General features: G+C 71.6%; 26 protein-coding genes and 1 tRNA gene. 16 read left to right on the forward strand and 11 right to left on the reverse strand.

What is annotated here, in order from left to right; all coding sequences use genetic code 11:
* Positions 1–131 precede the first annotated feature (131 nt).
* A complete protein-coding gene (locus tag ABZ573_RS25260; protein WP_358121440.1) occupies positions 132–545 on the forward strand; it encodes a hypothetical protein in 414 nt (137 codons plus the stop codon).
* A gap of 62 nt (positions 546–607) precedes the next feature.
* Positions 608–1,111 (forward strand): helix-turn-helix transcriptional regulator, encoded by a 504-nt coding sequence (locus ABZ573_RS25265; RefSeq protein ID WP_151453572.1) that lies wholly within the window; start codon positions 608–610, stop codon positions 1,109–1,111.
* Between the two features lie 14 nt (positions 1,112–1,125).
* On the opposite strand, the gene ABZ573_RS25270 is transcribed toward ABZ573_RS25265, so the two are convergent.
* The gene (locus ABZ573_RS25270; RefSeq protein ID WP_151453573.1) at positions 1,126–2,547 is read right to left on the reverse strand and encodes a diguanylate cyclase; all 1,422 of its coding nucleotides are present in this window, start codon (positions 2,545–2,547) and stop codon (positions 1,126–1,128) included.
* A gap of 216 nt (positions 2,548–2,763) precedes the next feature.
* On the opposite strand from ABZ573_RS25270, the gene ABZ573_RS25275 reads away from it, so the two are divergent.
* The 5 genes from ABZ573_RS25275 (at position 2,764) to ABZ573_RS25295 (ending at position 6,990) form a co-directional block, all read left to right on the forward strand.
* Positions 2,764–3,546: a phosphodiesterase gene (locus ABZ573_RS25275; protein WP_151453574.1), complete on the forward strand. Its 783-nt coding sequence runs from the start codon at positions 2,764–2,766 to the stop codon at positions 3,544–3,546.
* Positions 3,547–3,565: 19 nt separating this feature from the next.
* Complete coding sequence (locus ABZ573_RS25280) at positions 3,566–3,895, forward strand: hypothetical protein (protein WP_358121443.1); 330 nt, start codon at positions 3,566–3,568, stop codon at positions 3,893–3,895.
* Positions 3,862–4,269, forward strand: a complete 408-nt coding sequence (locus ABZ573_RS25285; protein ID WP_358121445.1) for a hypothetical protein — start codon at positions 3,862–3,864, stop codon at positions 4,267–4,269. The genes ABZ573_RS25280 and ABZ573_RS25285 overlap by 34 nt, the downstream gene beginning before the upstream one ends.
* Positions 4,270–4,539: 270 nt before the next feature.
* The gene (locus ABZ573_RS25290) at positions 4,540–4,995 is read left to right on the forward strand and encodes a lamin tail domain-containing protein (protein WP_151453575.1); all 456 of its coding nucleotides are present in this window, start codon (positions 4,540–4,542) and stop codon (positions 4,993–4,995) included.
* 288 nt (positions 4,996–5,283) lie between these two features.
* Positions 5,284–6,990, forward strand: a complete 1,707-nt coding sequence (locus ABZ573_RS25295; RefSeq protein ID WP_151453576.1) for a bifunctional metallophosphatase/5'-nucleotidase — start codon at positions 5,284–5,286, stop codon at positions 6,988–6,990.
* Between the two features lie 135 nt (positions 6,991–7,125).
* Here ABZ573_RS25295 and ABZ573_RS25300 read toward each other — a convergent pair whose 3' ends face one another.
* Complete coding sequence (locus ABZ573_RS25300; RefSeq protein ID WP_151453577.1) at positions 7,126–8,409, reverse strand: MFS transporter; 1,284 nt, start codon at positions 8,407–8,409, stop codon at positions 7,126–7,128.
* 132 nt (positions 8,410–8,541) lie between these two features.
* On the opposite strand from ABZ573_RS25300, the gene ABZ573_RS25305 reads away from it, so the two are divergent.
* Positions 8,542–9,015 carry a hypothetical protein gene (locus tag ABZ573_RS25305; protein ID WP_358121447.1) on the forward strand — a complete coding sequence of 158 codons (474 nt, stop codon included), beginning with the start codon at positions 8,542–8,544 and terminating at the stop codon, positions 9,013–9,015.
* Positions 9,016–9,081: 66 nt separating this feature from the next.
* Here ABZ573_RS25305 and ABZ573_RS25310 read toward each other — a convergent pair whose 3' ends face one another.
* Positions 9,082–11,001, reverse strand: coding sequence for a hypothetical protein (locus tag ABZ573_RS25310; protein WP_358121449.1), 1,920 nt, complete (start codon positions 10,999–11,001; stop codon positions 9,082–9,084).
* A gap of 433 nt (positions 11,002–11,434) precedes the next feature.
* Between ABZ573_RS25310 and ABZ573_RS25315 the strand changes: the two genes are divergently transcribed.
* Complete coding sequence (locus ABZ573_RS25315; protein ID WP_358121451.1) at positions 11,435–11,938, forward strand: hypothetical protein; 504 nt, start codon at positions 11,435–11,437, stop codon at positions 11,936–11,938.
* 584 nt (positions 11,939–12,522) lie between these two features.
* On the opposite strand, the gene ABZ573_RS25320 is transcribed toward ABZ573_RS25315, so the two are convergent.
* Both ABZ573_RS25320 and ABZ573_RS25325 read right to left on the reverse strand, forming a co-directional pair.
* Complete coding sequence (locus tag ABZ573_RS25320) at positions 12,523–12,696, reverse strand: hypothetical protein (protein ID WP_165947716.1); 174 nt, start codon at positions 12,694–12,696, stop codon at positions 12,523–12,525.
* Positions 12,693–12,911: a flavin reductase gene (locus tag ABZ573_RS25325; protein WP_151453582.1), complete on the reverse strand. Its 219-nt coding sequence runs from the start codon at positions 12,909–12,911 to the stop codon at positions 12,693–12,695. The genes ABZ573_RS25320 and ABZ573_RS25325 overlap by 4 nt, the downstream gene beginning before the upstream one ends.
* 483 nt (positions 12,912–13,394) lie before the next feature.
* On the opposite strand from ABZ573_RS25325, the gene ABZ573_RS25330 reads away from it, so the two are divergent.
* Positions 13,395–13,619 (forward strand): winged helix-turn-helix domain-containing protein, encoded by a 225-nt coding sequence (locus ABZ573_RS25330; RefSeq protein ID WP_151453583.1) that lies wholly within the window; start codon positions 13,395–13,397, stop codon positions 13,617–13,619.
* A gap of 205 nt (positions 13,620–13,824) precedes the next feature.
* Positions 13,825–14,607, forward strand: coding sequence for a polyprenyl diphosphate synthase (gene uppS, locus ABZ573_RS25335; protein WP_151453584.1), 783 nt, complete (start codon positions 13,825–13,827; stop codon positions 14,605–14,607).
* Between the two features lie 279 nt (positions 14,608–14,886).
* Here the strand turns inward: uppS and ABZ573_RS25340 are convergent.
* Together ABZ573_RS25340 and ABZ573_RS25345 are read right to left on the reverse strand one after the other, a co-directional pair.
* Positions 14,887–14,963 (reverse strand) — tRNA-Pro (locus ABZ573_RS25340).
* Positions 14,964–15,271: 308 nt separating this feature from the next.
* Positions 15,272–16,165, reverse strand: coding sequence for a metallophosphoesterase (locus tag ABZ573_RS25345; protein ID WP_151453585.1), 894 nt, complete (start codon positions 16,163–16,165; stop codon positions 15,272–15,274).
* Between the two features lie 25 nt (positions 16,166–16,190).
* Between ABZ573_RS25345 and ABZ573_RS25350 the strand changes: the two genes are divergently transcribed.
* Entirely contained in the window at positions 16,191–16,646 is a 456-nt protein-coding gene (locus ABZ573_RS25350) for a GatB/YqeY domain-containing protein (RefSeq protein WP_151453586.1), read from the forward strand.
* Positions 16,647–16,727: 81 nt separating this feature from the next.
* Here the strand turns inward: ABZ573_RS25350 and ABZ573_RS25355 are convergent, their stop codons facing one another.
* Positions 16,728–19,163 (reverse strand): penicillin-binding protein, encoded by a 2,436-nt coding sequence (locus ABZ573_RS25355; protein ID WP_327029871.1) that lies wholly within the window; start codon positions 19,161–19,163, stop codon positions 16,728–16,730.
* Between the two features lie 404 nt (positions 19,164–19,567).
* Here ABZ573_RS25355 and ABZ573_RS25360 point away from each other — a divergent pair, with 404 nt between their 5' ends.
* On the forward strand, positions 19,568–19,888 hold the full coding sequence (locus ABZ573_RS25360) for a WhiB family transcriptional regulator (protein WP_132238543.1): 321 nt from the start codon (positions 19,568–19,570) through the stop codon (positions 19,886–19,888).
* A 6-nt stretch (positions 19,889–19,894) separates the two neighbouring features.
* On the opposite strand, the gene ABZ573_RS25365 is transcribed toward ABZ573_RS25360, so the two are convergent.
* From ABZ573_RS25365 to ABZ573_RS25375, 3 genes are read right to left on the reverse strand one after another with little or no spacing between them, the layout of a single operon-like run.
* On the reverse strand, positions 19,895–21,046 hold the full coding sequence (locus ABZ573_RS25365) for an ArsA-related P-loop ATPase (protein WP_327029870.1): 1,152 nt from the start codon (positions 21,044–21,046) through the stop codon (positions 19,895–19,897).
* 54 nt (positions 21,047–21,100) lie between these two features.
* Positions 21,101–22,078, reverse strand: a complete 978-nt coding sequence (locus ABZ573_RS25370) for an ArsA-related P-loop ATPase (RefSeq protein WP_151453589.1) — start codon at positions 22,076–22,078, stop codon at positions 21,101–21,103.
* 26 nt (positions 22,079–22,104) lie between these two features.
* Entirely contained in the window at positions 22,105–22,671 is a 567-nt protein-coding gene (locus ABZ573_RS25375; protein WP_327031116.1) for a hypothetical protein, read from the reverse strand.
* Positions 22,672–23,203: 532 nt separating this feature from the next.
* On the opposite strand from ABZ573_RS25375, the gene ABZ573_RS25380 reads away from it, so the two are divergent.
* The 3 genes from ABZ573_RS25380 (at position 23,204) to ABZ573_RS25390 (ending at position 24,417) form a co-directional block, all read left to right on the forward strand.
* Positions 23,204–23,677: a hypothetical protein gene (locus ABZ573_RS25380; RefSeq protein WP_327029868.1), complete on the forward strand. Its 474-nt coding sequence runs from the start codon at positions 23,204–23,206 to the stop codon at positions 23,675–23,677.
* 46 nt (positions 23,678–23,723) lie between these two features.
* On the forward strand, positions 23,724–23,879 hold the full coding sequence (locus tag ABZ573_RS25385; RefSeq protein ID WP_018222171.1) for a DUF4177 domain-containing protein: 156 nt from the start codon (positions 23,724–23,726) through the stop codon (positions 23,877–23,879).
* Positions 23,880–23,955: 76 nt separating this feature from the next.
* Positions 23,956–24,417 (forward strand): RidA family protein, encoded by a 462-nt coding sequence (locus ABZ573_RS25390; RefSeq protein WP_151456539.1) that lies wholly within the window; start codon positions 23,956–23,958, stop codon positions 24,415–24,417.
* The last annotated feature ends 62 nt before the right edge of the window (positions 24,418–24,479 follow it).

The following is a 24,479-nucleotide window of genomic DNA, read 5'->3' on the forward strand; positions in this document are numbered from 1 at the left end:
CCCCGGCGGCCCGCCACCCCCCCCCGGGGGGCGCGGCCGCCCCCCCCGCCCCTCCCGCGGGGGCGCACGCCCGCCCCGCTCATCTGGGGGGCGGCCGCGCGGCCGCCACGACCGAAGGAGTTCCGAGCCGGATGACCGAACAACCATCCCTCGACCCCCGCCGGGCGGCCGTTCCATGCGGCCTCCCGGCAACCCGGCAACCGGCCCCGCAGCCGGGGGCCTGGTGGCCCGGCGTCATCGTGATCGTGATCGTGATCGCCACGTCGGTGGCCCTGCTGCTGTCGGGGCGCGCCCTGGACGAGACCCTGCTGACGGCGGGTGCGGTCGTCCTGCTGGCCGGCGAGGTGGCCCGCCGGACCGTTGGCGTCCACGGGCCGCTGCCCACGGCACTCGTGACTGCGGCGGTCGCCGTCCTCGCGGGTGCGGTGCTGCTGACCGGTCGGCCACCGACCGAGGTCGCGCTGGCGGTCTGTCTGACCGGCGCCGTCGCCGGCCGGGTCTCCACCTGGCTGCTCGGGGCGCCTGGCCCTCGGTGGGGGGTGTAGCGCCGACGAAGCGCGCCGGTGCCGGACCCGCGTCCGGCACCGGCGACCACGGCGCGCCGCCGATGTCCACGAACACGAACAACGCCGGGCGTGAGGGCCCAGGCTCCGAGACCGGCAGCCCTCACCTCACCGAACTCGTCCGTCAGCTGAAGCTGACCTACCGGCAGGCGGGGAACCCGTCCTACCGCACGATCATCCGGACCACCTCGATCGGCCTGTCGACCTCCACGATCAGCCGCATCTTCACCGCCAGGAAGCCGCCGAAGTGGGAGAACCTGACCGAGCTGCTGCTCGCGCTCGGGGTCTCCCGGGAGGACATCAAGACCACGTGGCACCGGCTCTGGATGCTCGCCGACAACGAGGCCAACCCGCTCACGGGGACCGACAACGCCGGCGGGGAACTGCTGCCCGCGGGGCGGCGGCCGAAGGACGTCGAGGTCTGCCACCGGTGTGGGGCGTGGATCGCGGACACCGCGCTGCACACCCGGTGGCACGCCGGCGTCGCCCGGGTCGAGATGCCCCCGAACGAGCAGAAGCCGGTGAACGTCGCCCGCCGCCGACGGTGACCGGACGGAGGCGGTCAGGCGGGGGCCAGGCGTACGCCGTCGCGGCCGTGGTGTTTCACCGCGTAGAGCGCCTGGTCGGCGCGGCGCAGCGTGGCCTCGGGTGACTCTCCCGGGCGGGGAAGGGCCACCCCGACGCTGATCGTGCGGCCGATCTGCCGCGCCGCCTCGGCCAGGCGCTCGGCGATCCGGACCGCCTCCTCGGGGCGCCCCACCTCGATCACCGCCACGAACTCGTCGCCGCCGATCCGGTAGAGCTCGTCGCCGTGCCGCAGCGCCCCCTCCAGGGCCCGGGCCAGCCGGACGAGCACCCGGTCGCCGGCCTGGTGGCCGTACGTGTCGTTGACGGCCTTGAAGCCGTCGACGTCGATCGCCAGCAGGGCCGTACGCCCCGGGGTGGCCACGGCGATCCGCTGGCCGAACGGCCCCGTGTGCCGCAGCCCGGTCAACGGGTCCGAGTTGGCCTGCTCGCGCAGGCGGGCCAGGGTACGCAGCCGGTCGAGGCAGCTCCACGCCTGGCCGGCGAGCAGCTCCAGCAGGTTGACGGTGGTCGGGTCGGGGCGCAGCAGTCGTTCGTCGGCCACCAGCAGCACCCCGCCGTCGTCGGGCCGGCCGACGGGCACGGCGACCAGCGTGCGCACCCCGGCCCGGGTCAGCGGCCGGTGGTCGGGCACGGGCGGGTGTCCCGCCTCGCCGAGCGTGTAGCCCACGCCGTGGCGGTGGGCGCGAGCCACGAGTCCGTCCAGCGCGGCGGGGTCCGCCTCGGTCAGCTCCGCCCGGATCCGGGCCTCCAGCTCGCCGGGGGTGGCCGGCGGCGTACCCAGGCGGGGCCCGTCCGGGCCGGCGAGCACCAGTACCGCCGCGGAGAGCGTGGACACGTCCCGGGCGGCGGCGATCGCGGCGGCGAACAGGTCCCACTCCGTCGACGCGGAGGTCAGCGCGGCGGCGTGCCGCAGGAGCTTCTCGCTGCGGCTCTCCGGCGGTGGCCCGCCGAGCGCCACGATCCGGGCCCCGAGGCGGGCCGCCAGCCGTTCGGCGGTGTCGCGCCACGGGCCGAGGTCGGCCGGGCCGCACCACTGGAGGTCCAGCACCCCGATGGGCCGGCCCGCCGGGTCCAGCACCGGTACGCACACCTCGGCGGTGACGTCGGGGCGTACCGGGATGTAGTCGGGGTCGGCGGCGACGTCGGGCACCACGGCGGTCTCGCCGGAGGCGTACACGCGGCCCACGATCCCGGTCTTCGGCGGCACGGTGGAGAAGACCTGCCAGGAGCCGGTGGCCGCGACGCAGCGGAGCCGGTCGTGGACGTGCAGCAGGACGGAGATGGTGGCCGGCGCGTGGCGGGCGAGCGCGGTGACGGTCCACCGGCACGCCTCGACGACGGTCGACGCCATGGGGAGGCGGACCGTGACGTCACGGATGACTCGCTCGTGATCCACTCGGCACGTCGTTCCAGGTAGGGAGGGCCGCGACCGGCGGGCGGGCCCGCGATCAAGCGTACTCAGGCAGGCGCGGGACCAGCGGGATTCAAGATCGTCGAGACTTTCGTACACATGTGCCATCCACAGGCTGTGGACAGGGCCTGTGGGTACGGGCGGGCCGCGCGCCGGGGCCCGCGGCGATAGCGTGAGGGTCCCGGTCGAGTGGAGGCACCGATGCTCATCGCCCAGCTCAGTGATCCGCACCTGACCACCGGCGTGCTCGCCGCCGAGCCGGCCGCCGGCCTGCACCGCGCCCTGGGCCGGGTGCTGGCGCTGAACCCACGGCCCGACTGCGTGGTGATCACCGGCGACCTGGTCGACCGTGGCCGCCCCGACGAGTACGCGACCCTGCGCGAGGTCATCGGCCGGTTCCCGCTGCCGGTGCACCTGGTCGCCGGCAACCACGACGACCGGGAGTCGCTGCTGGACGCCTTCGGGGGCACGCCGTGGCTCGGCGGCGGCTTCTCGGCGCACTACCACGTGGACCACCCGGAGGCGACTGTCGTGGTGCTGGACTCCCTGATGCCGGGCGGGGGCGACGCCGGCTGCCTCGGCGAGGACCAGCTCGGCTGGCTGGACGGGGTGCTGGCCGGTCGACCCGAGGTGCCGGCCGTGGTCTGCCTGCACCACCCGCCGGCACCGGTCGGCATCCCGTTCCTCGACGACATCCGGCTGACCGACGGCGACGAGCTGGCCGAGGTGATCGCCCGCCACCCGCACGTGGTCCGAGTGGTCGCCGGGCACGTCCACCGCCCGGTCACCGTGACCTTCGCCGGCACGGTGCTCACCACCGCGCCGAGCACCTGGCGACAGAGCTCACTCACCACCAGCGCCGACGACCAGTTCGGCTGGGTCGTCGAGCCGACCGGCTTCCTGCTGCACAAGGTCACCGGGAGCGGTTGCGCCACGCACCTGGTGCAGGCCAGCCACGCCGCCGGCATGACCTGCGGCTTCTGACCGCCGGGACCGGTCGGCCGTGGTGGGCGAGGTCTGGTACGTCGCGTACGGGTCGAACATGCACGCCGCCCGGCTCGGCTTCTACCTGGCGGGAGGCTGCCCGCCCGGCGGGCGGCGGACGTATCCGGGCTGCCGGGACCCGCGACCCCCCAGGCGTACGGTGCCGGTGTCGCTGCCCGGCGGCGTCTACTTCGCCGGCGAGTCGCGGGCCTGGACCGGCGGGATGGCGTTCTACGACCCGGCGCTCCCCGGCGAGGCGGCGGCCCGGGCCTACCTGCTCGACGTCGGGCAGTTCGCCGACGTGGCCGCCCAGAGATGTACCGGGAACCCGGTGCCGACGCCGGCCTGATCGCCGAGGCCGTCGCCACCGGGAGGGCCACCCTCGGCCCCGGCCGGTACGAGACCCTGCTCTGCCCCGGCCGGCTCGACGGGCTCCCGCTGCTGACCTTCACCGCCCCGTGGGCGGCGTCCGAGGTGCCGTGGCAGGCCCCGGCCCCGGCCTACCTCAACATGATCGCCCGTGGCCTGCGCGAGTCGCACGGCTGGGACGCCGACCGGATCGCCCAGTACCTGCTGGCTCGGCCGGGGGTCGCCGGCGCCTGGGACGCCGCAGCCGTCGCGGCGCTGCTCGCCGGGACGCACCGGCGCGAGGGGGCCGGGCTGACCACGGACGGGCGCGAGGGTGCCGGGCTGACCACGGACCTGCCCGAGGTGCCGGGCTGACCGACGCACCGTACGGCCTCCGACGCCGAACGCGGGCGGGGGCGGGACGCTCGGTGGCCGCCGTCGCGCCGCACGGTGACCCCGGCGGTCGGTCGGACGAGCGGCGCACGTCCCGCCGGCCGACAGCGGATCAACCGGGCGGACGCAATCGCCCGGGGCGGCCGTTTCACCGTCCACAATCACCGCAGGAGATCGATAACCTCGGCCGGCCGTGCGCGGGTACGGCTCATCCGCCGGCACCACGACCGGCCGTCTGTGTGGGGGAATCGCATGAGGAGAAGGCTGATCGGTCTCGCGGTGGCGCTCGCCGTCACGGTGGGCGTGTCGCTGACCACCGCCGGCCCGGCCCAGGCCGCCACCCCGGCCGTCCAGATCACCAAGGCCTACTACAACTCGCCGGGCGCCGACAACCGCTCGAACTCCAGCCTGAACGCCGAGTACGTCCGGCTGACCAACCGGCGCTCCACCACCGTCAACCTGAAGTACTGGACGCTGCGCGACCAGTCCAACCACGTCTACAAGTTCTCCGGCGACTTCCGGCTGGCCCCGGGCGCCAGCGTCTTCGTGCACACCGGGAAGGGCACCAACAGCTCGACCCACCGCTACTGGGGCTCGGGCGCCTACATCTGGAACAACACCGGAGACAAGGCGTCCCTGCGCAACTCGTCCGGCACCCTGATCGACTCCTGCTCGTGGGGGAGCAAGGGCAGCTACACGTACTGCTGAGGCGGGCGGCCGGCCCCGGGCAGCCGGGGCCGGCGGCACCCCTCCGCCGGCCGGCGCCCAGGCTGCCGGGCATGTCGGAAACGCCCGTCCGGACGGTCGCCGGCCGCGAGTTTGCGCAGGTCTGCACCCCCGCCCCGGTCGACCGGGGCGGGCGACGATGAGAGGCTGTCCGCGACGCGGCGGCGCTCGGCCACCCTCGCCACCGCGACCGAACCTGTCGACGGCGCGGCCCGCCCCCGGGGTGGACCGTCACCCGGGTGCCCGCGCCGGCTTCCCACGAGGAGTTCCATGTCCATCCCCGGGATGCGCCGGGCCGCCATCGGCCTGACCGCGCTCGCCGTGACCGCCTTCGGCGCGGTCACGACCACCCCCGACCAGGCGGACGCCGGCCCGAAGCCGGTCGCCGTCAAGCTGCTCGCCCTCAACGACTTCCACGGCAACCTCGAACCGCCGTCCGGCTCCAGCGGCAGCATCGCCGGGCAGCCCGCCGGCGGGGCCGAACACCTCGCCACCCAGCTCGCCGAGCTGCGCAGGCACGCCAAGAAGCAGAACACCATCACCGTGGCGGCCGGCGACCTGATCGGCGCCTCCCCGCTGCTCTCCGCCGCGTTCCACGACGAGCCGACCATCGAGGCGCTCTCGCTGGCCGGGCTCGACTACGCCAGCGTCGGCAACCACGAGTTCGACGAGGGCGCCGACGAGCTGCTGCGCATCCAGAACGGCGGCTGCCACCCGGTCGACGGCTGCGTCGACGGCACCCCGTACGAGGGCGCCGGCTTCCAGTACCTCTCCGCGAACGCGTTCAAGACCGCGACCGGCCAGCCGCTGCTGGCCCCGTACGCCATCCACAAGGTGCAGGGCGTCAAGGTCGGCTTCATCGGCATGACGCTGGAGGGCACCCCGCGGATCGTCAGCCAGCAGGGCGTCGCCGGCCTGACCTTCGCCGACGAGGCGCAGACCGCCAACCGGTACGCCCGCGAGCTGCGCCGCCAGGGCGTCGAGACCATCGTCGTGCTGCTGCACGAGGGCGGCACCCAGGACGCGACCGGCGGCATCAACGACTGCAAGGGCATCTCCGGCCCCATCGTGGACATCGCCAACCGGATGGACCCGTCCATCGACGTGGTCGTCAGCGGCCACACCCACCAGGCGTACAACTGCGACATCGCCGGCAAGCTGGTCACCAGCGCCAGCTCCTTCGGTCGCCTGGTCACCGACATCGACCTCTCCATCGACCGGCGCACCGGCGACGTGATCAGCGCCAAGGCCGAGAACGTGGTGGTCACCCGGGACCTCCCCAAGGACCCGGCGCAGACCGCGCTGATCAACCGCTACAAGACCGTGCTCGGCCCGGTGGCCGGCCGCGAGGTCGGCCAGACCACCACGGAGATCAAGAAGACCCAGGAGACCCTCTTCGGTACGACCCTGGGCGAGTCCCCGCTGGGGAACGTGATCGCCGACGCGCAGCTCGCCGCCACCGACGACGAGCAGGGCGCCGTCGCCGCCTTCATGAACCCCGGTGGCGTACGCGCCGACCTCGACGCCGGCCCGGTCACCTACGAGGAGGCGTTCACGGTGCAGCCGTTCGGCAACAACCTCGTGACGCTCGACCTCACCGGCGCCCAGCTCTACTGCATGCTGGAGCAGCAGTTCGTCACCGGCCGGACGCTCTACCCGTCGTCGACCGTCCGCTACGTCGTCGACCCGGCCGGCACCACCGGCACCGTCGCCGACGCCTGCACGGGCACCCGGGTCGTCCGGGGCAGCCTCACCCTCGGCGGGGTGGCGGTAACCGCCGACGCCACGTACCGGGTCACGGTGAACAACTTCCTCTCCGGCGGCGGCGACGGCTTCACCGTCCTCACCGGCGGCACCAACGCGGTCACCGGCATGATCGACCTGGACGCGTTCGTGGCCTACCTGACCGCCGAGTCCCCGGTCTCGGCGCCGGCTCTGGACCGCATCCGGACCACCGCGGAGGTCCCCACCGCCTGACGGCAGCGGTACGCACCTGACGGGCCCTGGAGCATCCCTGGCGGATTCTCCGGGGCCCGTCGCCGTTAGCAGCGCCGGGGACCGGACGCTCGGTGCCCGCCGTCCACGGTCCGCGTGCGCGGCGGGGCGGTGCGGTCAGGCCTGCACGGGGGCCGGTTCGGTGGCCGGCGGGGCGGCCGGCGCGCGGCCGTCCTGGGCCGGCGTGAGCAGCCGGCGCAGGGAGAGCGCGATGAGCGAGGCCACCAGGCAGCCGCTGACGACCACCACGACCCAGATCCGGCCGTCGGCCGCACCGAGCAGCGGGCCCGCCGTGACGGGGCCGATCACGCCGCTGATGCCGAAGATCATCGAGCTCATGGCGTTGTACCGGCCGCGCAGCGCGTCCGTGGCGAGCGCGTTCGTCAGCGCCGGCATCACCGGCGACAGCAGCGTCTCGCCGAAGCCGAAGATCGCCGAGCAGGCCACGACGCAGAGGGCGGCAAGCAGCGCGTTGCCCGGTCCGACCACGCCCCCGGCCCCCAGGACCAGCCAGGCGATCGCGAAGACCCCGCCCACGACCGCCAGCCCGCCCGTGCGGCTGCGCCCCTCCATCCGCCGCAGGACCAGCAGTTGGGAGAGCACGATCATCACCGTGTTGCCGGCCAGCGCCCAGGCGACCACGCGCGGCGTCACCTCGGCCACCCGTATGGCGTAGGCGGTGAAGCCGACCTCGATCTGCGCGTAGCCGCAGGTGGTCAGCACGAGGCCGAAGATGACGAGCCGCCGGAACGGACGGTCGCGCAGCACGGTGAGGTAGCCGCCGGCCGACGTCCGCTCCCCGGCCGGTCCGGCGGCGAGCCGGTGGCCCACGTGCGGCAGGGTCAGCAGGATCAGCGCGGGCATCAGGTAGCTGATCGCGTCGAGCACGTAGATCGCCTGGAAGGTGACCTCGCGGGCGGTGTCGACGATCGCGCCGGAGGTCAGGCCGCCGACGCCGATGCCGAGGTTGAGCAGGGCGAAGTTCAGCCCGAAGACCCGCTGCCGCTCGTCGGCGTCGGTGAGCGAGGCGAGGATCGTGTTCTGCCCCGGCCAGATGACCGAGCTGCCCATCGCCACCAGCGTCATCACCCCGAACGCCGAGGCGCTCGAGTCGACCAGGGCCAGCGACCCGGTGCCGACCGCCTCGATCAGCAGGCCCGACAGCAGGATCCGGCGGGCGCCGAACCGGTCGATGAGCGCACCGCCGATCGGCGAGAGCGCCAGGGTGATCACGCCGTACCAGCCGATCACCAGGCCGGCGCGGGTGTCGGTGAGACCCCGGACGTCGGTCAGGTAGATGAACAGGAACGGCAGGGTGAGGCCGCGCCCGATCGCCGACAACAGCGTGCCGATGAGCATCCGCCGGGCTTCGGAACGGCGGGGCAGGGCGCGACTGAGCATCCCCCGATTCTGTGTGCTGGGTGTGACACGGCGCGAGGCCTTTTCGCGCCGAGTTTCCCGTTCGCCGTGTGCGCGGGGTCACACCGCAGGCGCGGCGGCGGGGCGTCGTACCTCTCTGCGATCCTGGTCGGGATGACCACAGCCTGGCGACACCTGCCCGCAGCGGCCCGCGAGATCGCCGCCGCCACCACCGACGCGGTCGCCGCCGCCCGCGAGCGCGCCCCCGAGGCGTACGACGTCGCGGTGGCCCGGCTCGCGGCGGCCGAACGGTCGGGCCTGGTGCTCGGCGCGGTGGTCCGGCTGCTGCTGGAGGAGACCCACCCCGACGGCCTCGACGGCGACGACGTCCGCCAGGTGCTCGAAGGCTGCGTCCGCGACGCCGCGCAGTGGCAGCCCGACGTCGACCCGCACGTGGTGCTCGTGCTGTTGGCGGGCGCCCTCGGCGTCTACGACCCGGACGGCGACGAGTCGCCGCCGGACCCGCCCGCCGTGGTGCGGCACGCGCCGCTGCTCGTCGCCGACCTGCTCGCCGTCACCGGCCGGCCCGTCGAGGGCTACCTGACCGACGCGTTCGCCGAGATCGCCCGCACCGAACAGCAGGACTGACCGGCGCCGTCGTACGTGACGGAGGGCCCGGCAGGTGCCAGGCCCTCCGTCACCTAGGAGCAGGGCTCAGGAACTGGCCGCCACCTCGAACGAGTACCAGTTGCCGTACTCGCTCAAGGTGCCGTCGGGCTTGACGGCGTACACGGTCAACAGCACCCAACCGCTCGTCGTCGGCGTCCAGGTGACCGTTGCGCGACCATTGGCATCAGCCGCGATCTCGGTCAGCTCCTCGCCGTCGACGAAGGAGTACCGGTAGGCCACGGTGTCCGTCCAGCCCGGCGGCGGGGAGAAGGTGAAGGTGCCTGCGACTCCCACTCCGCCGACCGGCGAACCGTCCGGCGGCTGGACGTAGACATCCGACTTGACGCCCGGGCCGGGGTAGAAGTAGGTCGACCAACTGGCCTCTGTGGAGACGAAGCCGTTGTCGCTGTTGCTGCGTACCCGCACCGAGTGCCCATGCGGATTGCCGGCGATGAAGCTGAAGTGCGCGGTGCCGTCCTCGGCGGCCTGCCTCGTCTCGCGATCCCCGTTGTCCAGGACGATCTCGTATTCGCGGACGCCGGTGACGCCGGCCGCCGGGGCGAACTTCAGCACCACCTCCTGTCCCCACTGCGGATCTCCGTTCTCGACCCGGACATCCGGCGCGGACCAGGGAACCATCGTCTTGTAGACGGTCTGAGCCGAGATGTTGCCGGCGAGGTCGAGCGAACGCACGGTCAACTGCTGCGGCCCGGCCCCGGTCGGGTTCAGCGTCACGGTCGCCGAGCCGCCAGGGACGTCCGCCCTGACCGTGTTGGGCAGGCTGAACGGATCGCGGCAGACCAACTGGCCCAGGTCGCCCGTGGCCGCGCACGTGTTCACCCCGAGGCCGTTCCACGAGTACTGGAAGCCCGCCACGTCCTTGTTGCCGCCGCCGGAGAAGGTGAAGACGCCCGGCACACCCGCCGGGGCCTGCTGGCCGGTGTCGGTGGCCGGGTAGTTCGCGGAGGCAACCGTCGGTGCCGTGGGGCTGGTGTCGTCGTAGGTGAAGAAGCACTTCTTCGACCAGGCCGAGAAGTCCGCCCCGTCACCCACCCGGGCCTGCCAGGCGTACGACTTGCCGTCGACGAGCGTGCCCGCCGGCAGGTTGGCCGTGTGCACCCGACCCGAGATGGCGTGCTGGCTGGTGAAGACCTGTCGGGCCGCCGCATCGCCCGTCGGCCAGATTGCGAACTCACTGGTCAGGCGGTACTCGTCATCCGGGTCCGCGTCGGTGCCGAGGGCCTGGAGCACGTTGGCGAAGCCGGCCAGCCGTGGGTACGGACGGAACTGGGTGCACGGGAACCCGCCGTTGTAGAGGTGGGCGTTGTCGCCCTTCGGCACCGAGTTGTACTGCGTGGTCAGGCCGACGCTGCGGTACCAGTTGAGCCGACGACCGTAGGCCGGGTCGCTCTCGTTGGCTTCCGGGACGCGGATCTCGAACGTGATCCGGCGCTGCTTGCGCGCCACAGCGTCCTGCACGGCGGCACCGACGTCGAACGACAGGGTCGCCTTCGGGCACCATTCCGGGGTGAGGACCTCGTCCAGCTTGGTCAGCGGCTCAGGAGCGCTGTTCCAGGTGGGCGTGGTGCTCACCGGCTTGGTGCGCCAGATCTCGATCGCCCGCTTTCCGCAGTCGGCGGCGCTGTACTCCTCGATGAAGACCGTCCCACCGTAGATCTTCCGGCCCTCGTAGGCGGACAGATCGAAGGTGGCGTAGACCCGGGAGGTGTGGCTGACACCCGCGTCGTCCACGGACGTGCCGAGCGGCATGTGTGTCTCGTCGTTCCACCCGTACGCCTTGCGCGGCGTGGCGGAGTCGGTCCAGCCGATCTGGATCGACGGAGCGCTTTCGTAGTGCGGTGCCGCGACGGCGGGACTGCCGGTCGCGACGAGGGCGAGCCCGCTGACGCCCAGCGTCAGCGCGAGCGCGCCGATGAGGCCACGACGTGGCCAGGTAACTATCACAGTGGATGGCCCTCCCCGTATCCAGCCGGGATCGTCCGGCCGGAAAGTTGTGGACATCAAATCGTGCAGGCTCGATGGGCGGCAACAGCCTTTCGGGCGCTGCTGCACGCCCCAGACGTCTTGGTCATGGTCGATCCGGTGAGGTCATGGCCGGTCCGGTTGCCGCTGATCGCAGTAGCAGGCAGGGGGCCGTCCGCAGCATCATCGGGTGCCGGTGTTACAGGGGGTGAGATCCCCAATCGGCGGATGAGGCCACAACTGAGACCAGCCCAGCCGTCGATGCCGCTTCTGCTCCGCTGGAAAGCCGGTCGATTGCCCGCCTTGACGCTCAAACCACACCCTTGTGGGCTGTGGTCTTCCTCCGGTGAAACATCGGACCGGGTTTCTGGCATAGACCAGGTGCAAGCGCCACGACCTGGAGGTTCACGTGCCAATGAATGAACAACGAACTCCGCAGATTGCCCCGGTCAGCAGGAGTCGTCGCCGACTGTCGCGGGCCGGGTTGATCACAGCGATTACCGCCGGAGTGGTTGCGGCCGGTGCCGGTACGGCGGCCGCTGTCGCATACCTCACCGAGGAAACCGTGTCCAGCGGCATGCCCGGCGCTGCCGTGATCTTCGAGGGCACCGACCCGTCGTGCACCACGACCGACCACGTCGTTTTCGACTGCACTCTCAGCCGCGCGCCGAAGTCAGACGTGCTGCCCAATCCTGCTAAGCGGGAGAAGGTAAAGACGGCACCTCGGCCCGCAGCGACCGATTACACCGACGTCAAGCACGCGTTCGTTGACGATCAGGGCAATATCGCGGGCGGATGCAAGGGTGTGGACGCCACTGGGCTGCACTGGGTCTGCTACGCCGGTCAGCGAGCGGTCACGGAAGGGGTCACCGCCCAGCGCCTGCTCGGGGAGCACCTGGACTCGCCCGCCCGCGGCTAGGGCGTGTCTCGAAGTGCGTGTAGCCATTTGTTGATGGCGGTGACGTGAATGGTGGCTTCGTAACGTACGGCTAACTTGTCGTACCGGGCGGCCACGGCGCGGTGGCGTGGGCAACCGAGCTGGACCAGCGCTTGGCCCCGGCGACCGTCCGGAAGTGCTGCCGCCGCTGCGGGCTGTGCTGGCGCTGGCCGTGCGGGATCGCATCATCGCGGAGAACCTTCAAGCCCTACCCGAAGTCCCGCGCGGCCCGGCTACACGCACGCGTTCGAGGCCGGCGCGGACCGGGTGCGGGAGTCGTTCGCTGACTCCCGACGAGAACGACGACCAAGGCGGCGGGACGACAGTGGCGTAGCTCAACGAGCTAGATCAAGCCGGATGTGGCAAAAGGCCAGGTGAGATGACATCTCACCTGGCCTTGCCCATCTCGGTCGGGGTGGCCGGATTCGAACCGACGACCTCTTCGTCCCGAACTGGCTGCATCGTGGTCGGGTCAGGCTGCTCCCGAGGTCACGGGCTCTGCTGAGGCTCGGCTTGGCCTGGTTCGGCTGACACGGTTGCTGTACTTCGCTGCTGTACTGCTGGCGTCAGATGAGGCGCTGGATGCGGACCTTGGGCTGCTCGTTTCTCAGGTGGCCTTCCTTGTGCTGGCGGACCTGCTCGTTCCAGACCTCCTGGTCGTAGTCGGGGTCGGGTGGGATCCACTTGTGGGAGCCGTCGCTGTAGTGGAACTTCTCGTCGCCGGGCCGCAGGATGCTCATCGGGTCCAGCCGAGGAATCGGTGGTGCAGGTTTCCGGCGGGGATGTGGGCCAGGTCCTGGGCGGCGTCGACGAGCTGGGCGGCGAGGTAGAGGGCCAGCGACACCGGGGCGCGGTCGTACTCCGCTCGTAGTTCGCGCCGTCTGGGCTGGCAGGGCCAGTCGGCACCGCAGCCGCAGCACGTCCAAGCCGGTGTGACCGGGAGGTGTGTCGTCATCGCGGCGCATCCTGGCTCGGCCAGTGGCCCCGGTTGATCGGGATGGGATGACGGCTTCGGCACGGCAGGTCGCTTCCACAGCGGCAGATACGCCGCCAGTGCCGCCATGACCAGACAGGCCGGTGCCGGCGGGCGAGCGTCAACGCCGCCGCCAAGACGTACTCGTCGTAGGACACGCGTCGCCGGCTGTTGTTCTGCCTCTGGTGGTAGCCGGTGTCCCGCACGGGACCTGCGGTCGAACCAGTTGCATCGTTCGGTCTGGTCATCACGCCTCCCGCCGACGCTGGGGTCCCGTGGGTGCCCGGTCAGCCGTGTCCGGAGACAGGGCACCCACGGCAGGACGACCCGGCCGCCAAGCTGGGTAGCTCCACCAGCAACTTAAGACGCAATGTGCGCAGGGTCAACAGCTACGACACATAGCGTTGTAAGTCGAGCCGGAGGTGTGGTCTGCTTGCACCAGCCGCCAAGCTGGGAGCACCACCTATGTCTGAAGCTGCCTACCTACAGGTCGCCCGGGAGATCCGCGAGCAGGTCAGCTCCGGCCAGTTGAAGCCGGGCGACAAGTTGCCCTCGTTCGCCGCCCTCTGCGAGCACTACAAGGTCAGCAACACCGTTATTCGCGCCGCCATGCTCCTACTCAAGGCCGAAGGCCTGATCGACGGCCGACAAGGCAAGGGCGTCTACGTCGCCAACCCGCTTCCCCGGTAAGCCGGGGTCGCTTTCCGAGGCACGACGCCTCGCTTACAAGAACCGTGCGGTTCGTCTGCCTGCGTCCGCATCCGTCGCCCGCCTCGACCGACCGTCCACGCGACGCCGGGCGTGGGCGTCTTTGTTCCGGCTCGTAGCTGTCACCGTTGCTGTCGACAGTCCGCGCGGGCCAACGCCAGCGCCGATGAGGTGATTTCATTCGATCATGGTGCAGCCCATACGCCGTGGCGCCTACCGGCTCTACACCCGCCGCCTCCGCGCCCAGCTGGCCGGGAAGTCGCTGCCACGGCACGTAGCAATGGTGATGGACGGGAACCGCCGGTGGGCCAGGCAGGCGGGCTTCGATGACCCCGGGATAGGCCACCGGTACGGCGCGGAACACGTCCACGAGGTACTGGGCTGGTGTGCCGACATGGGCATCCATCACGTCACTCTGTTCATCGCCTCCGTCGACAACATGCGTAAACGGGCATCCGAAGAGGTGGAGAACCTGATGCGGATGATCGAGGAGGTCGTCGCGGAGCCGCTCCTCCGCCCGGCCAATCCCTGGCAGCTTCACCTGGCCGGCCGCGCCGACGTCCTACCCGACTCGACACGCCACGCCCTGAAACTCGCGGAAGACGCCACCCGCGAACGCGGTGCCGAGTTCCATCTCACAGTCGCCATCGGCTACGACGGCCGCGAGGAAATCGTCAGTGCAGTTCGTTCCCTGCTGGAACAGGAGGCACGAGCGGGCGCCACACTCGACGACGTCGCACAACGACTAACCGCCGAGGCTCTCGCGGCGCACCTGTACACCGGCGGCCAACCCGACCCTGATCTGGTCATCCGCACGAGCGGAGAACGCCGCATGTCCGGGTTTCTGCTCTGGCAGGCCGCCTACTCCGAACTGTACTTCTGCGACGTGTACTGGCCCGGCTTCCGGAAGATCGACTTCCTGCGCGCCCTGCGCTCCTACTCGGCCCGCAGTCGACGATTCGGAGCGTGACAACCACATCCCCCTGCTCCCGGTTCCGTGGCACAACCGCAAAGACCGGCGACCATCAGACGTTGAAGCGGAACTCAGGTGCGCCCTGCCGTGGCCTGCGGCAGCCTGGTCGCCGCGCTGGTCACGTCCCGTTTTGGGCTCACCTTGGACCGCTACACGCACTCGACTCGAGACCGGGATCGCAGGGTGCTCGCGTCGTTCGCTGCCTTCGAGAAAGCAATGATCGTCAGAAACGAATCAAGGCCCCTCGTTGGAGGGGCCTTGACCTGCTCTTACCTCTGGTCGGGGTGGCCGGATTCGAACCGACGACCTCTTCGTCCCGAACGAAGCGCGCTACCAAGCTGCGCCACACCCCGAGGCGTGCCGACAAATAGTAGCCCACCCCCGTCGGTGGTCCAACTCGGTACCCCCACCGCCCTGCGGGTCCTCCCGGACCGTGCGGTACCCGCCGGGCGCCGACCCCGTCTGGCGCCTGATGTCGTGAACGACTCAGCTCGACAGGGCGAACACAGCCAGGTCCCCGGACGGATCCGACGCTCACCCTGCACGGCTGCCTGCCGGCAGCCAATTCCGCCTCGCTCGTCAACCGGCCGAGCCGCCGAGCCGCCGAGCCGCCGGGCCGCCGGGCCGTAGGCGGCAGCCCGGCGGATCACCGGCGCAAGGGTCAGCGAGGGATCAGGGTGAGCACGCTCGCCTCCGGCGGACAGGCGAACCGGACCGGCGCGGTCGGGTGGGTGCCGAGGCCGGCGGAGACGTGCAGCCACGAGTCGGAGCCGGGCCAACGGTGCAGGCCGCGTGCCATGGAGCGGGGCAGGCCGCAGTTGGTCACCAGGGCGCCGACCCCCGGTACGCAGACCTGGCCGCCGTGGGTGTGCCCTGCGAGCATCAGCCCGAAGCCGTCGGCGGCCATCCGGTCGAGGACGGCCGGCTCGGGGGAGTGGGTGAGCGCGATCGACAGGTCGGCGGTGGGCGACACCGGCCCGGCGACCGAGTCGTAGTCGTCCCGTTCGACGTGCGGGTCGTCCACGCCGAGCAGCTCGACGACCCGGCCGCCGGCCTTGACGGTGGTGCGGGCGTTGTTCAGGTCCGCCCAGCCGGCGCCGACGAAGACGTCCCGCAGCTCCTCGTGCGGCAGTTCGACGCCCTCGGTGTACTCCCGGTCGGGCAGGAAGTAGGTGAACGGGTTCTTCCAGACCGGCCCGGTGTAGTCGTTGGAGCCGAAGACGAAGGCCCCCGGGAGGTCGAGCAGCGGCTGGAGGGCGTGCAGCACGCCGGGCACGGCGCCGGGGTGCGCCATGTTGTCGCCGGTGACCACGACCAGGTCGGGGTCGAGGGCGGCCAGCGACGCCACCCAGCGCTGCTTACGCCCCTGGTCGGGCATCATGTGCAGGTCCGACAGGTGCAGGACCCGCAGGGGCTCCGCGTCGGCCGGCAGGACCGGCACGTCGTACCGCCGCAGGGTGAACATGTTGCGCTCGACGAGTGACGCGTAGGCCAGGGTCGCCGCGCCGAGCGCGGCGGTCCCGGTCGCGAGCCGGAATAGTGTGCGCTTTCGCATGCCGTTCAGGGTAGTTTCACCGACCATGAGCACGCTGAAGGACCGTCTGACCGCCGACATGCGCGCCGCCCTGAAGGCGCGCGACGAACTGACCACCTCCACGCTGCGGATGGCGCTGGCCGCCGTCGGCACCGCCGAGGTCGCCGGCAAGGCCAAGCGCGAGCTCACCGACGACGAGGTGCTCGCGGTGCTGACCAAGGAGGCGAAGAAGCGTCGGGAGGCCGCCACCGCCTTCGGCGACGCCGGCCGCACCGAGCAGGCCACGAAGGAGATCGCCGAGGGCGAGGTGCTGGAGCGCTACCTGCCGAAGCAGCTCCCCGACGCCGAGCTGACCGAGCTGGTCTCGGGGGCGCTCGCCGCGGGCGGCTTCACCGGCAAGTCGCAGATGGGCCCGGCCATGAAGGCGGCCCAGGCGGCGGTGGCCGGCCGGGCCGAGGGCGGTCGCGTCGCCGCCGAGGTACGCCGACAGCTCGGCCTCTGACTCCGGCCGCACCGACCCGCGTACGCGAAACGGGCGGGCACCCCGCGAAGGGTGCCCGCCCGTGGCGTTCGTCCGGCCGGCTCAGCCGCCGGATCGACCCGGCGGTCGGCCGGGGGTGTTCGGCCGGTTGTTGTCGGGCGTCGTGCCCGGGGCGGTGCCGCCGCCGGAGCTGATCTGGATGGTGACCACGCCGCCCTTGATGGTCCGGCCGTCGGGGCTGGTGCCGGCGGCCTTGCCGGCCGGGCAGCTCGACGGGACCTTGATGTCGGAGATGATCGCGTCGAAGCCCTCCGCCTTGATCCGGGACTTCGCCTGCTCCGGGTCGAGGCACTTCACGTCGGGGATCCGGCGCTGGTCGCCCTCGGAGATCTTCTTGCCCGGGGGCTCGAAGTTCTTCCGGTCCTTGCCCTTCATGGCGTCGCGCAGCGTCTCGTAGACCGGCGGGTTGATGCCGTCCTTCTGCTTGTGCTTCATCTTGACGTTGGTCTGCGGCCAGTCCGGGTCGGCCATGATGCCGGCCACCGCGTACTGCTTGGTCATCGCGACCAGGGCCGCGCTCTTCTCCGAGTCGGTGGTGCCGGACTTGCCGGCCACCGGCGCGTCGACGACCTGCTTGACCTCGGCCGCCGTACGGCTGCCGCCGCACTTGCTGGTGGAGGAGTTGTCACCGACCGGGCAGCGGGCGGCGTCGACGGCGGCGCGGGCCACCTCGGTGCTGACCCGCTTCTCGCAACGCGGGTTGGCGATGTCGAGCTTCTTGCCCTCCGGGTCCTTGATCATCTGCACCGGGATGGGCTCGCAGTACTTGCCGTCCGCCGCGAGGGTGGCGTAGGCGTTGGCCAGCTCAAGCGGGGTGGTGCTCGAGACGCCCAGGGTGAACGCGCCCCAGTCGTGCGCGGCCGCCTTGTTGTTGGCCCAGTCGTTCTCCCTGCTGACCCGGAACTGGATGCCGAGCCGCTTGGCCACGTCGACCACGTTCTCCGCGCCGACCTGCTGCTGGAGCGGCACGAAGTAGGTGTTGATGGAGGAGGAGAAGGCGCTCCACATGTTCTGCACGCCGCCGGCCTTCTTGCCGGAGTTGGTCGGGCAGTACTTGTTGGTGCCCGGGCAGGCGGCCTGGCTGCCCGCCTCGACGATGTATTCCGACTTGAACGCCTGCGGGGCGTTGATCGTGTAGCCGAGCGGGATGCCCTTCTCCAGCGCCGCCACGATGGTGAAGATCTTGAAGGTCGAGCCGGCCTGGTAGCCCGTGATGCCGTCGCCGCCGGTGAGCAGCGGGTTGACGGTGTTCGGGTAGTTGCCGCGCTTGCCCTTCTTGCGCTGCTTGGGGTCGCTGTGCTCCTTGTTGGCCGGCTTCTTCGGGTCGTCGAGCTTGAAGTTCCGGTTCACCGCCAGCGCCCGCACCCGGCCGGTGCCCGGCTCCACCACCGCCACCATGGCGGCTTCCTTGCTCTTCTCCGACTTGGCCTTGCGGACGGCCTTGTCGGCGCCCCGCTGGGCCTGCGGGTCCAGGGTGGTGATGACGGTGTAGCCGCCGCTCTTCAGCCGCCGCTCCCGGTCGTACGAGGTCGAGCCGAACGTCTCCTGCCCCATCCACCAGCGGTAGAAGTAGTCGCAGAAGAAGCCCCAGCCCTTCTCGTTGGTCGAGACGCAGCCGTTGGGGGCCCGCTTGCCGGTGACCACGAGCTTGGTGGCCTTCGCCGCGTCCGCCTCCTGCTGGGTGACGGCGCCGGTCTCGACCATGTTCTGGATGACGTAGTTGCGCCGGGCGAGGGCCGCCGCGTGGCCGCTCTTGGTGGTCGGGTCGTTGGTGCTCGGCGCCTTCACCATGCCGGCGAGCATGGCCGCTTCCTCGAGCTTCAGCTTGCTCGGCGGCTTGTTGAAGTAGACCTGGCTGGCGGCGTAGATGCCGTACGCGCCGTTGCCGAACGCGGCGATGTTGAGGTAGCGCTCCAGGATCTCGTCCTTGGAGAGTTCCTTGTCGATCTGGATCGCGTAGCGCATCTCGCGCAGCTTCCGGGCGCTGGTGTCCTCGGTGGCCGCGACCACGTCCGCCGGGTGGCTCGCCGAGTAGGCGATGGCGAGGCGGACGTACTGCATGGTCAGCGTCGAGGCGCCCTGCTGGCTGGACGCGTTGGACTGGTTGTTGACGAAGGCCCGGGCGATGCCGTTGAGGTCGACGCCGTTGTGCTTGTAGAAGTCGTGGTCCTCGGCGGCGATGATCGCCTTCTGCATGACGGGCGCGATGTCGGCCAGCTTCACGTCGCGACGGTTCTCGTCGTACATGGTCGCCAGCGGTGTCTTGCCGTCGGAGGCGAGAAGGTAGCTGATCTGCGGCGCGCGGGCCACGGTCAGCTCCTTGGGCAGTGCGCCGAAGGTCTCGGCGCCGGCCTTCGCGGCCAGTCCGGACATCGCCACTGCGGGGAAGGCCGCCGCCGCGACCACCACGCCGGCCAACAGGCCACAGATGAGTAGCGATGCGGCGTTGGTCAGCACATTGTGGTCACGTTTCCGCATCCAGGTCACCTCGACAGGGTACGCGAGTAGGGAACGAGGGGCGCCGGGGCGTTCTTTCCCCATTTCCTGCGCGCGCCGACCTCGTTGTGCTAAACGCACGACCCCCGGTGCGAGGTTGCGTGAATCCGCCGCCGAGTTTCCCTCCTGACGGAGGGGGCCCGCAGCGTTTTCACGGACCCCGACGGGGTAACCGGCGGTCGCGAAGCCCGGGAAGCCGGGAGTGTCCGGAATGATGGATTTCGCCGACAACGTTGCGTAATCAGGCGACTACAGAGCATGATGGTGGCGGCGACAGCGCCACATGTCGTCCGTGCCGCCTTGGGGAAGGCGGGCAGGGCGATCGGGGGGATTGCCGGCTGGTCCGCGACGGGGTCGGTAGGTACTGCAAGGGGGGACGTGTACAGATGGGCATGATCACTGACTGGCCGTCGCTGGCGGCGTGTCAGAACGGGGACCCGGACGCGTTGTTCGTACAGGGCGCCGAACAGAACGTGGCGAAGCGGATCTGCCGGAGCTGCCCAGTTCGGTACGAGTGCCTGGCCGACGCGCTGGACAACCGGATCGAGTTCGGAGTGTGGGGCGGCATGACCGAACGCGAACGTCGCGCGCTGTTGCGCCGTCACCCACAGGTGGCGAGCTGGCGCAAGATGTTCGAGGCCGCGATGAAGAAGAACGCCAAGGACAAGACCGGCAAGGACAAGATCCTCGTCACCACCGCCGGCTGAGCACCGTCACGGCCGGCTGATCGCCGCGCCGATCGTCCGCAGCCCGTCGACGTCGTGCACGTCGGCGGGCTGCGCCGTCACCGACACCGCCGGCACCGCCGGGAACGCCTCGGTGAAGCGGGCCGCCACCTGCCGCTCGCGTACCGCCTGCTGGGCCAGCGTCGCGTGGGCCCGCAGCACGTCGACGGTGCCCTCGTGCCCGCCGAGGCCGGCAAGCCGCTCCGCGGCGGCCAGGCTCTCCGCCGCGTCGATCCCGGGCACCGCCGAGCGGTGCACCCGGTTGAGCACCAGGCCCGCCAGCGGCATCTTCTCCTCGCGCAGCCGGCCCGCGAAGTACGCGGCCTCCCGGACCGCGTCCGGCTCCGGCGCCGCGACCAGCAGGAACGCCGTCTCCCGCGCCTGGAGGATGCGGTACGTCTGCTCGGCGCGCTGCCGGAAGCCGCCGAACATCGAATCCAACGCGGCGACGAAACCGGAGAGGTCGGTCAGCAACTGGGCCCCGAGCACCTTCTGCACGACCTTGGAGAACATCCCGAACGAGGCCGTGACCAGGCTGAACATGCTCCGCCCGCCGGTCCGCGCCGGGGCCAGCAGCAGCCGCAGCATCCGCCCGTCGAGGAAGCGGGACAGGCGGGCCGGTGCGTCCAGGAAGTCGAGCGCCGAGCGGGACGGCGGGGTGTCCACCACGATCAGGTCCCACTCGCCCCGGGCGTGCAACTGGCCCAGCTTCTCCATCGCCATGTATTCCTGCGTGCCGGCGAAGGTCGAGCTCATGGCCTGGTAGAAGGGGTTGGCGAAGATCTCCGCCGCCTTCGCCGGGTCGGTGTGCTGGAGCACCACGTCGTCGAAGGTGCGCTTCATGTCGAGCATCATGGCGTGCAGCTCGCCGCCGCTGGCCTCGACGTCGATCCCCTTGACCTGGCGGGGGGTGTTGTCCAGCTCGGTCAGCCCGAGCGACTGGGCCAGCCGGCGGGCCGGGTCGATGGTGAGCACCACCGTGCGCCGGCCGTGTCGCTCCGCGGCGCGCAGCGCGAGCGCGGCGGCCGTGGTCGTCTTCCCCACCCCGCCCGCCCCGCAGCACACCACGATCCGGACGCCCGGATCGGCGAGGATCTGGTCGACGTCCAGCTGCGGCGCCGCGTCTTCGGAAGGCACCAATCGAGCGTATCGGGCCGGGTCGGTCCGTGCGCCCGGGCCGGTCGCAGGTGTGAGTCAATCCGCCCGGACGAGGGTCGCGGCGAGCTGGTCCAGGCCGGCCCGGTCCACCCCGTCGGGCAGCAGCGGCAGCTCGGTCATCGGCAGCCCCAGCTCCACCAGGTCGGCGCGGAGCGAATCCTCCAGCTCGCGGCGGATGGCCTGGTCGCGCGCCTCGGCGACGAGCCCGGCGACGGTGTCCCGGTCGGTCGGCAGCCCGGCGGCGCGCAGCCCCCGCTCCAGCTCGGTGGCGGCCACCACCCGCCCCGCGGGCAGCGGGGGGCGGGCGCCGTTGACGATCACCCGTCCCACCGGGAAGCCGAGCTGGGTCAGCTCGGCGATCGCGTCGACCGTCTCCTGGACCGGCATCTCCTCCAGCAGGGTGACGACGTGCACGGCGGTGATCGGGGAGCGCAGCAGCGCCGCGACCCCCTCGCTCTGGGTCTTGATCGGGCCCACCTTGGCCAGCCGGGCCGTCTCGGCGGTGACGTTGAGGAACCGGCCGATCCGCCCGGTGGGCGGCGCGTCCAGCACCACCGCGTCGTACGCGCGCCGCTGGCCGGACGTGCGGGTGGTCGCCTCCTTCACCTTGCCGGTGAGCAGGACGTCCCGCAGGCCGGGGGCGATGGTGGTGGCGAAGTCGATCGCCCCGAGCTTGCGCAGCGCCCGGCCGGCCGCGCCGAGCTTGTAGAACATGTCGAGGTACTCCAGCAGGGCCTCCTCGGCGTCCACCGCCAGGGCCCGCACCTCCCCGCCGCCCGGCGCGTCGGTCAGGTGCCGCTCCTCGTACGGCAGCGGATCGGTGCCGAAGAGCTGGGCGATGCCCTGCCGTCCCTCGACCTCGACCAGCAGCGTGCGCCGGCCGCCGGCGGCCAGCGCGAGGGCCAGCGCCGCCGCGACGCTGGTCTTGCCGGTGCCCCCCTTGCCGGTCACGACGTGGAGGCGGGCCGGCCACTGGGTGCCGGCCGGGTCGGCCGGCGACTCTGCTGCGCGCACCCGTCGAGCCTATCCAGGCCGTGGGCTCAGGCGACCTCGCAGACCCACCAACCCGTCTTCTTCACCACGGTGAACCGCAGGTCCTGGTCGGCCACCTTCTCGTCCGCGGTGGTCATGGTGACCTTGGTGGTGACCGTGGCGCGGTCGCCGGTCTGGTTGTCCACCTTCGGGGTGCTCCACCGGAACCGCGGGTTCTGGTGGGCCGAGACGTGCTTCTCGACCTCGGCCACCTTGGCGGCGATCTTCTTCTCGTCCCGCGACGACGAGCAGACCAGGCCGGCCGCCCGGTCCGCGTCGCGCTCCTGGTAGACGGCCTTGAGGAACTCGTCGACCGCGACCGTCGGCTCCTTGGCCCCCGTGCCGCTGTCGGCGTCGCGCAGCGTCAGGAACGCGACGACGCCGCCGCCGGCGCAGAGCAGCAGGATCACGGCCAGGGCGATGGAGGCGATGAGCACGCCGCGCTTCTTCTTCGGCGCGGCGGGCGGCTGGTAGGGCGGGTACCCGACCGGGGCCGGCGGGATCGACGGGTCCGGGGCGACGGCGGGGCCGGGCGGAGGAGCGACGGCCGAACCGGGCGGAGGGGCGGCAGCCAGGCCGGGTGGGGTGGCGGGACCGGGTGGGGTGGCCGGACCGGGCGGAGGAGCGGCGGCCGGGCCGGACGGGGTGGCCGGGTGGGGCCCGGCGGCCGGGTCGGATGGGACTGCCGGGCTGGATGGGGTCGCCGGGTCGGGTGCGGCGGCCGGGCCGGGAGCCGCCGGGGAGCCGGGCTGGTCGGCCGGCGGTCCGACGGGGCCACCGCTGGGTGGTTGGGTCATCTCATCCCCCGGGTTGCGGCGTCGCCGCCTGACCGGGCGACGAGCGTGATCGAGCTGGCGGCGAGCCGGCGGAGCGCCCGTCCGACCGGAAGGGTAACGGTCGGTTCCCCGCTCCGGGGGGCGGCGGGTGCCGTCAGGTTCCTTACCGATGGTGTGTCGTATATGTGACTTTGGGTGATCGTCTGTGCGCGTCCGGTTGGCGTGTCTGTCGCCGCCGACCTACGTTCTCAGCGGCGCGGGGGGCGGGCCGGGCGGAGGGCCCGGACCCGCAAGCGATGACCTGACCAGGTACGACGTCCGGAGGCAAGGCATGCGCGACGTGGACAACAATCCTCGGGCCCAGTTCCCGGTGGGCGACCGGGCGCGGCGGCCCGGCTTCCCGGGGGAGGCCGAGGGCGGCGTCGGCCTGCCCGTCAACGAACGGTCGTACCGGCGGCTCGCCGAACCCGTCGAGGTGGTGCGCGTGCCCTCCCGGCCGGGAGCCCGGGACGAGGAGGAGCCCGGCTTCGTCATCCACCTGCCGATCCGGGTCGCCGACCTGAGGGCGGCCACCGCGCTGGCCGGAACGGTCGCCACCTCGCTGAGCTTCCTCAGCGAGCTGGACGCCGGCGAGACCACCGTCTCCAGCACCGACGACCAGAACAACCGGCACCGGGTCTTCTGCGACCTGCTGCTGCCGGACCGCTCCCGCTGCCCCCAGCCGTACGAGCACGGCGGCTCCTGCGGGGAGGTGCCGGCGCCCCCGGAGCAGCGTCCCGCGCCCCGCCCGTCCGCCGGACCGTAGGCTGTGCGTCGAGAAGTCGAACTCCAGCCAAGGGAGCCCTCCACCGATGCAGAAGTGGGAATACTCCACGGTCCCGCTGCTGGTCCACGCGACCAAGCAGATCCTCGACAACTGGGGTGAGGACGGGTGGGAACTCGTCTCCGTGGTTCCCGGTCCCAACCCGGAGCAGCTCGTCGCCTATCTGAAGCGGCCGAAGGCATGAGCGAGCGGAGCGAGCGAATCATCCTGACCGGCGCGTCGAGGGCTCATGACGCCGCCGAGCGCAGCGAGGTGGCGGCATGAGCAACGGTCCGCACGCGAAACTCGCCGAGCTCGGGCACACGCTGCCCGAGGTGGTCCCGCCGTTGGCCAGCTACGTGCCGGCCGTCCAGTCCGGGCAGCACGTCTACGTCTCCGGGCAGTTGCCGATGGTCGAGGGGAAGCTGCTCGCCACCGGCAAGGTCGGCGCCGGCGTCTCCGCCGAGCAGGCCAAGGACCTGGCCCAGCAGTGCGCGCTTAACGCGCTGGCCGCGATCGACTCGCTGGTCGGCCTGGAGAACGTCGTCAAGGTCGTCAAGCTGACCGGCTTCGTCGCGGCCTCCTCGGGCTTCACCGCCATCCCGGGCGTGATCAACGGCGCGTCCGACCTGTTCGGCGCGGTCTTCGGTGAGGCCGGCCGGCACGCGCGCAGCGCCGTCGGCGTGGCCGAGCTGCCCCTGGACGCCCCCGTCGAGGTCGAGGTCGTCGTCGAGGTCTCCTGACCCGCACCACCTCCCCGCGATCTTGCGTTCGGTGCCCGGCAAAAGCCGTGAACCGGTACGTA

Origin of the sequence: Micromonospora sp. NPDC007220 (assembly GCF_040634035.1) — a bacterium.
Lineage (GTDB): Bacteria > Actinomycetota > Actinomycetes > Mycobacteriales > Micromonosporaceae > Micromonospora > Micromonospora reichwaldensis.